This is a genomic window from Acetonema longum DSM 6540, from assembly GCF_000219125.1.
GTDB lineage: Bacteria > Bacillota > Negativicutes > Sporomusales > Acetonemataceae > Acetonema > Acetonema longum.
In genome coordinates, this window is the sequence record NZ_AFGF01000057.1 from 1 (window position 1) to 5,818 (window position 5,818).

Annotated in this window: 6 protein-coding genes; 5 read left to right on the forward strand and 1 reads right to left on the reverse strand. The window is 52.6% G+C overall.

Features of this window, described 5'->3' with window-relative positions; translation table 11 throughout:
• Positions 1-57: 57 nt before the first annotated feature.
• The gene (locus ALO_RS07860) at positions 58-597 is read right to left on the reverse strand and encodes a spore coat protein (protein WP_004094536.1); all 540 of its coding nucleotides are present in this window, start codon (positions 595-597) and stop codon (positions 58-60) included.
• Between the two features lie 164 nt (positions 598-761).
• Between ALO_RS07860 and ALO_RS07865 the strand changes: the two genes are divergently transcribed.
• From ALO_RS07865 to ALO_RS07885, 5 genes are all read left to right on the forward strand, one after another.
• Positions 762-1,775, forward strand: coding sequence for an alpha-hydroxy-acid oxidizing protein (locus ALO_RS07865; protein WP_004094539.1), 1,014 nt, complete (start codon positions 762-764; stop codon positions 1,773-1,775).
• A 10-nt stretch (positions 1,776-1,785) separates the two neighbouring features.
• Positions 1,786-2,892 (forward strand): histidinol-phosphate transaminase, encoded by a 1,107-nt coding sequence (gene hisC / locus ALO_RS07870; RefSeq protein ID WP_004094541.1) that lies wholly within the window; start codon positions 1,786-1,788, stop codon positions 2,890-2,892.
• Positions 2,893-3,021: 129 nt separating this feature from the next.
• Positions 3,022-4,032 (forward strand): ABC transporter substrate-binding protein, encoded by a 1,011-nt coding sequence (locus ALO_RS07875; protein ID WP_004094543.1) that lies wholly within the window; start codon positions 3,022-3,024, stop codon positions 4,030-4,032.
• A gap of 100 nt (positions 4,033-4,132) precedes the next feature.
• Positions 4,133-4,948 carry an ABC transporter permease gene (locus ALO_RS07880; RefSeq protein WP_040292970.1) on the forward strand — a complete coding sequence of 272 codons (816 nt, stop codon included), beginning with the start codon at positions 4,133-4,135 and terminating at the stop codon, positions 4,946-4,948.
• Positions 4,948-5,733, forward strand: coding sequence for an ABC transporter ATP-binding protein (locus ALO_RS07885; protein ID WP_004094549.1), 786 nt, complete (start codon positions 4,948-4,950; stop codon positions 5,731-5,733). The genes ALO_RS07880 and ALO_RS07885 overlap by 1 nt, the downstream gene beginning before the upstream one ends.
• Positions 5,734-5,818: the final 85 nt, after the last annotated feature.

Here is a 5,818-nt window from a genome sequence, read left to right on the forward strand (position 1 = left end):
GGAGGTACGTCGAACGCCCGCAGGAGTAACAACGCAGATGGGCCTTTTTCAACGGCCCTAATGTTCTATTTTTTCCAGATGCGGTAACATCCCCCGGTCCAGAGCGTACTGCATCAGACGGTAGCCAAAGTCTAAGCCGGAGTCCAGCGCATCATGGAATACTCTGGCCATGTTGGGCTGATAGCATTGCTGCATAGCGCCAAGGATGGCCATTTGCGCGGCTTTTGCCATAGAGGCCAGACTGATCAGAATCTCTTCGTCGGTCAGAGTCACTTCCGGCGGATATTCGCCAGATTCACTTTTTAGCTCCCGGGGGGACAGACGAAACCGGGGAAGTTTGCCGCCGCCGTCTTGCAATAGTTTCTCGCAGCGCTCTATCAGGGGACGATTTTGATCTTCGATAGCTTGTTTGATCAATTTTCTGAGGCCTGGATCCCGCGCCTGGTTGTACAGTACGCTGAGTACCGCCGCAGTATGCCGGCCCTGGGCAATAATCGCAAACAGACTGGCTGCTTCCAGATAATTCGGGGTTTCTTTATCAAACATAGAATGGAAAACCTGACTGGTTTGAAAATTCATCTTGTCTAGTACCGTCATGACATGTTCCTCCGCTGCTTTGTTTTTCATCCATTATTACTATGGACTAAAATGTGCGATTTATACACATGGGATTGCCAGGCAGGCAGAGTATCGGCAGGATTTTCAGTCATATAACCAGAATTCTACAAATGTTGCCGTTAGTGCATAAAGGAGGTTTATCAATGGATTGGCAGACTTTGAAATCGAATGCCCGCCGTAAATTTTCCGGCGCCTGCCGGCTTTGTCCGGTATGCGACGGTGTGGCCTGCGCCGGTGAGGTTCCCGGCATGGGCGGGATTGGAACCGGCACCAGTTTTCGCAATAATGTCAACGCTTTAGCCAGTTATCGCTTTAATCTGCGTACTGTGCACCAGCAGAACCAGCCGAATCTGGCCTGCAAGATATTGGGCATGGACCTGTCGATGCCGGTGATTGCTGCCGCTATCGCTGGCACTGCTCTGAATATGAATAATGCCTTGAAAGAAGAAGAATATGCTAAAGCCGTTGTGGGAGGCTGTAAACAGGCGGGTGTCATAGCTATGACCGGTGACGGCCCTAAACCCCAGATATGGGAAACCGGACTGGAGGCTGTTAAAAACGCCGGCGGCTGTGGCATCCCGATTATTAAGCCCCGCGAGGTGGATCAAGTTGTGGAAATGGCCAAACAGGCCGCTGAAGCCGGGGCGACGGCGTTTGGCATAGACATTGACGCCGCCGCCTTGGTCAATATGTCCAATGCCGGACAGCCGGTCGGACCGAAATCGCAAGAAGAATTGGCCTACATCAAGCAAAACACCACGATTCCTTTTATCGTCAAGGGGATCATGACGCCGGATGATGCCCAGGCCTGTCAATCCGCCGGAGTGGATGCCATCGTGGTCTCCAATCATGGCGGCCGGGCGCTGGATTACACTCCGGGGACAGCCGAGGTGCTGCCCTATATTGTGGAAGCAGTCAATGGCAAGATGGCCATTCTGGTTGACGGCGGCGTCAGGACCGGGGGAGATGTATTGAAGATGCTGGCTTTAGGCGCCCATGGAGTACTGATTGGCCGGCCGATGGCAGTGGCTGCCGTCGGGGGTGAAGGTGAAGGTGTCAGCCTGTATTTGGAGAAGATTCGCGCCGAACTGACAGCGGCGATGATCTTGACCGGCAGCGGCGATCTGTCGGCAATCAGCGGCGAAATACTGTGGTAAGGGAGTTAAGATGAGAATAGAGCCTCGTTCTGTCGTAAAAGAACTTCATGCCTTTCATCCCGCCATGCCGGACCGGACCCGGTCAGAACTCCGGCAGATGCTTGGCCGGGAGGAAATTGTCAAGCTGTCCTTTAATGAAAGCCCCTACGGGCCTTCCCCCAAGGCAGTGGCGGCCATTCAGGCTGCCGCCGGCCAGATTCATTGCTATCCTGATGCGGAAGGAAAAACATTGCGGACTCAAATCGCCTCCTTCTATACTCTGGAGGCCGACATGGTTTACCTGGGCAATGGCGGCGACGAGACCATTACTCTGGTCACTCAGGGCTTCCTCTCGCCAGGGGAAGAAGCAATTATTCCCCAGCCTACCTTTGAACAATACGCCTTTGCCGCCCGGCTGGCAGGCGGCATTCCGGTGAGGGTGGGCCGGGGATCAGACATGAGGACCGATCTTCCGGGAATGCTGGCCGCTGTTACACCCCGTACCAAAATGATCTTTTTGTGTAATCCCAACAATCCTACCGGCATGTTGATTAGAGGAGCGGAATTACGCAGTTTTTTGCGGCAGGTGCCGGAACATGTGATGGTGGTTCTGGATGAGGCCTATGGCGAATTTGTCACGGATCCGGCATTTGTTTCCGGCATTCAACTTCTGGCCGAATTTCCCAATGTCCTAACCATCCGGACATTTTCCAAAGTATACGGCCTGGCCGGACTTCGCCTGGGATACGGCATTGCCCGGGCCGAGACCGTTTCCCTGCTGCAGCGGGTCCGTTCTCCTTTTAACGTGAATTGCCTGGTTCTGGCAGCAGCGATTTCGGCTTTGGATGATACGGATTTTGTGGCTTCTGTAGCTCGCCGCAACAGCCTGGAGCGGGAGCGGCTGACCCGGGAGTTTACGGTTCTCGGTTTTAAGGTCTATCCGTCTCAAACCAATTTCCTGTTCGTGGACCTTGGCTTTGACAGTACGGGATTGTGCGGTTCTCTGGCTCGTGATGGTATAATTATACGACCGGGGACTGGGTGGCAGCTGCCGACTTTTGTTCGGATATCCATTGGATCTTCAGAGCAGAACAGTCTGCTGCTGGCGGCGGTGAAAAAGGCTTTGCAAGAGAAATAGTCTGACGATTCGGGAGGATTTCTCCCGAATTTATTTTTTATTATAATTAAAATGATAGCAGGAATTGTCCCAGCTGTGTCGAACATCTTATCCTGAGAGTTTATAAAATTACATTACAGGAGGATATTTATGCAAAAGAAAACAGCAGCATTATTGTTATGCGTCATGATAGCCACGGCCGCTGTGCTGGCGGCAGGTTGCGGCGGCGGGCAGGAGGCGCCCCAGCCGGGCAAGTCTCAGCCCATCGTAATCGCTTATACGCCCTGGACCGGGTATGCCGCTCTGTTTATAGCCCAGGAGAAGGGCATGTTTAAAGCTAAGGGCCTGGACGTAACCCTGCAGTCGATCGAGGGGGTAGGCGATCGCAAGCAGGCAATGGTTGCCAAAAAGATTCAGGCGATGGCAACTTCCCTTGACGTTTCGATATCGGCTGCCGGCGCCGACCTGCCGCTGAAATTGGTTTGGGCTTTTGACGCATCCAACGGCGCCGACGGACTTGTCGTGGCCAAGGATAAAGGCATTGCCACCGTGGCTGACCTGAAAGGCAGGCAGGTTGCCTATCACACCGGTTCGGCTTCTCACTTCTTTTTAAAGGCCATCCTGGACAGGGCCGGTCTGAGCGAAAAGGATATCCAGTCGGTGGATGTGAAGGCCAGTGAAGCTGCCTCGGCGTTTATGGCCGGTAAGGTGGACGCCGCTGTTACCTGGGAACCCCACCTGTCCAAAGCCGTCGCCCAAAATGGTATGATTCTCTCCACCACTACGGACACTCCCGGTCTGATTGCCGACGTATTGACCGTTCATGCGGACTTTGCCAGGGATTCGGCTAAAGAGACTCAGGCTATTGTTGAAGCCCTGGCTGAGGCTTCTGCCTTTATGCAGACCCATCCTGATGAAGCCAACAAGATCCTGGCTGTCCTGTTCAAGCAAACCCCGGAAGAAGTGGCTTCTGACAGTAAAACCATCAAGTTCTATGATCTGAAAGGCAATCAGGAATTTTACGGCACTCAGGAAAAACCCGGCTTGATCTACGAGGTGGCCAAAGGGGCCGGTCAGTTCTATGTGGACCAGAAGGTCCTGAGCCAACTGCCTGAGGTAACAAAGTATATTGACAATTCCTTTATTAGCAAGGTAAAATAGTAAAACATCAAGCAATCTATCGCAGTCAAGAGGTTGTTGACAAGGCATCGCCGCTGGGAGAGACGCCTTTCAACAGCCTCTTTCCATACTACTCTTTTGGATGGTGAATAATGTGACCCTGCGCAAACTGTTTCTCCCCAAAGTTGACATTTCGCCGCAGCTCTATCTGTCCCTGAGCATTGTCTCCTTTGTAGTCTTGTTTCTGCTCTGGGCGGTCCTGACCTATGGCGGCATCGTACCGCCGCTCTTTCTGCCGGCGCCTGATCAGGTGGCGGAAAACGCCCTGCTGCTGTTTAGAGAGTTTGACTTAACCCAGGACATTCTGGCCAGCATGTTCCGGGTAACGGCGGGATTCTTACTGGCGGCGCTGATTGCCGTGCCCCTGGGAATCCTTATGGGCAGCCTCAAGGTCTGTGAAGCCGCCTTTGAACCTATTCTGGGTTTTATCCGGTATATGCCGGCCTCGGCTTTTATTCCGCTCTTCATTCTCTGGCTGGGGATCGGGGAAAGCGAAAAAATTGCGGTCATCTTTTTTGGCACGTTTTTTCAGATGACCTTAATGGTAATGGATGTGACGAAAAATGTGTCCTCTGACTTAATTGACACCGCTTATACTCTCGGCGTGTCTCCCCGGGGGGTATTTCGCCGGATCATCCTGCCGGCCAGCCTTCCCGGTATCCTTGATACCCTTAGGATCACTTTCGGCTGGGCCTGGACCTATCTGGTGGTGGCTGAGATCGTGGCCGCCGGTTCAGGTTTGGGGCATATGATTATGCAGTCCCAACGGTTTCTGAAAACCTCCCATATCATTGTGGGCATTATCGTGATCGGCGTGATCGGCATCTTGATCGATATTTTCTTCAAGTGGCTGCAGGGGCGTCTGTTCCCATGGACTGGCAAGGGAGGGACAGTTTGATGCAGGCTAAATTGATTGTAGAAAATGTATCTAAGACTTTCAACGCTGACCGGCATACCGTGACAGCTTTGGAGAACACTAATTTCACCGTCCAAGCCAACCAGTTCATTACCATCCTCGGCCCCTCGGGATGCGGCAAATCCACTATCCTTAAGGTGATTGCCGGCCTGGAGGATCCCTCCGGCGGACAGGTGATTCTGGACGGACGCCAGATCCACGGTCCGGGCAAGGACCGTGGCATGGTATTTCAGTCTTATACCCTGTTTCCCTGGCTGACAGTGAAGGAGAATATCGAGTTTGGCCTGGATGTGGCCGGTAAATCTAAGGCTGAGAGAACTGAGGTTTCCCAGTATTATCTCGAAAAAATCGGACTGAAGGGATTTGAAGAAGCCTATCCCCGCAGTCTCTCCGGTGGTATGAAGCAGCGGGTGGCCATCGCCCGGGCCCTGGCCAATGACCCTCAGGTGCTTTTAATGGATGAGCCTTTCGGCGCCTTGGATGCTCAGACCCGGACCGTCATGCAGGAACTGTTGCTGGATGTTTGGGAAGAGTCTCACAAGACCATCTTGTTTGTTACCCATGATGTGGATGAGGCCATTTTTATGGGAGACGTGGTCTATGTCATGACCGCCCGCCCGGGAAAAATCAAGGCCGCCATTGATGTGCCCCTGGACCGCCCCCGCAAGTATGATGTCAAGGTATCTGATATCTTTGTTGATATCAAAAAAGAACTGTTGGAATTAATCCGGGAAGAAAGCTGGAAGGCCGCCAACAGCAATATATAAAGAGGTATCAAGGGTCATCTATAAAAAGAATTTTGCCTGAGGCAGAATTCTTTTTGCTTTATAAAGAAAAAAGCGCTATGCAAAA